The organism is Magnetospirillum sulfuroxidans, assembly GCF_018224925.1.
In the GTDB taxonomy this organism is placed as follows: domain Bacteria; phylum Pseudomonadota; class Alphaproteobacteria; order Rhodospirillales; family Magnetospirillaceae; genus Magnetospirillum; species Magnetospirillum sulfuroxidans.
On record NZ_JAGTUF010000052.1, the window covers coordinates 1 to 1,323 of the forward strand.

General features: G+C 63.9%; 1 protein-coding gene and 1 other annotated feature. The gene reads left to right on the forward strand.

Annotated features, from left to right (window positions below; genetic code table 11):
• The first annotated feature begins 55 nt into the window (after positions 1 to 55).
• Positions 56 to 1,284, forward strand: a protein-coding gene (locus KEC16_RS19600) for an IS3 family transposase (RefSeq protein WP_211552102.1) whose coding sequence is annotated in 2 segments (ribosomal slippage) — positions 56 to 344 and positions 344 to 1,284 — 1,230 coding nt in all. Because the reading frame shifts where the segments join, the coding sequence is not laid out codon by codon here.
• Positions 337 to 453: a sequence feature (AL1L pseudoknot), on the forward strand. (Overlaps the previous gene by 117 nt.)
• Positions 1,285 to 1,323 lie beyond the last annotated feature (39 nt).

Consider the following 1,323-nt stretch of genomic DNA (forward strand, 5'->3'; position numbering starts at 1 on the left):
ACTGAACCGCCCCGGGTTTGCCGGAGGCTCCAACTTCTGAGAAAGTAGGGGCATCATGAGCAAGACGACGAACAAATTTTCCCCGGAAGTGCGCGCCCGTGCTGTACGGATGGTTTTGGACCATGAAAAGGATCATCCGTCCCGTTGGGCGGCGGTTGTTTCGATTGCAGCGAAGATCGGCTGCGCGGCGCAGACGCTGCTGGAATGGGTGAAGAAGGCGGAGATTGATGCGGGCAAGCGGGCTGGTGTCCCGTCGGAAATGGCGGATCGGTTGAAGGCGCTGGAGCGAGAGAACCGTGAGCTTCGGCAGGCGAATGAGATCCTGCGCAAGGCCTCGGCTTATTTTGCGATGGCGGAGCTCGACCGCCGGTTCAAGCCATGATCGCCTTCATCGACGACCAGCGCGCGGTGCATGGGGTCGAGCCGATCTGCAGAGTGCTGCCGATTGCTCCATCCACCTATCACGCCCATGTCGCCGGGCGTGCCAATCCGGCCAAGCTGTCGGCACGGGCTCGGCGCGATATTACTTTGCAAGTCGAAGTGCGGCGAGTGTTTGACGCGAACTTCAAGGTTTATGGCGCCCGCAAGGTCTGGCGCCAACTGGCGCGGGAAGGCCTTGACGTGGCCCGCTGCACCGTGGAACGGCTGATGAAGCGGATGGGGCTGTTTGGCGCCATTCGCGGCAAGCCGGTCAAGACGACCGTCAGCGACAAGGGCGCGCCGTGCCCGCTGGACCGGGTGAACCGCCAATTCGGCGCCCCGGCTCCGAACAGGCTGTGGCTGTCCGATTTCACCTATGTGGCGACCCGGGTCGGGTTCGTCTATGTCGCCTTCGTCATCGACGCCTTTGCCCGGCGCATCGTCGGCTGGCGGGTTTCGCGGACCGCCCATGCGGGCTTCGTCCTCGATGCCCTGGAGCAGGCCCTGCACGAGCGCCGTCCCATTCAAGGCGGTGGCCTGGTCCACCACAGCGACCGGGGCAGCCAGTACGTCAGCATCAAGTATACCGAGCGTCTGGCCGAGGCGGGGATCGAGCCTTCCGTCGGCAGCGTCGGCGATTCCTACGACAACGCTCTGGCGGAAACCATCAACGGCCTCTACAAGGCCGAGGTCATCCACCGGCGCGGCCCGTGGCGGTCGTTCGAAGCGGTGGAGTTCGCCACCCTGGAATGGGTGGAATGGTTTAACAACCGGCGGATCATGGGGCCAATCGGTAACATCCCGCCCGCCGAAGCCGAGGAGCGCTATTACGCCATGCTGGCTCGCCAGCCCGTGGCCGCGTAACTCAAACCAAATGGCCTCCGGCAAACCCGGGGCGGTTCA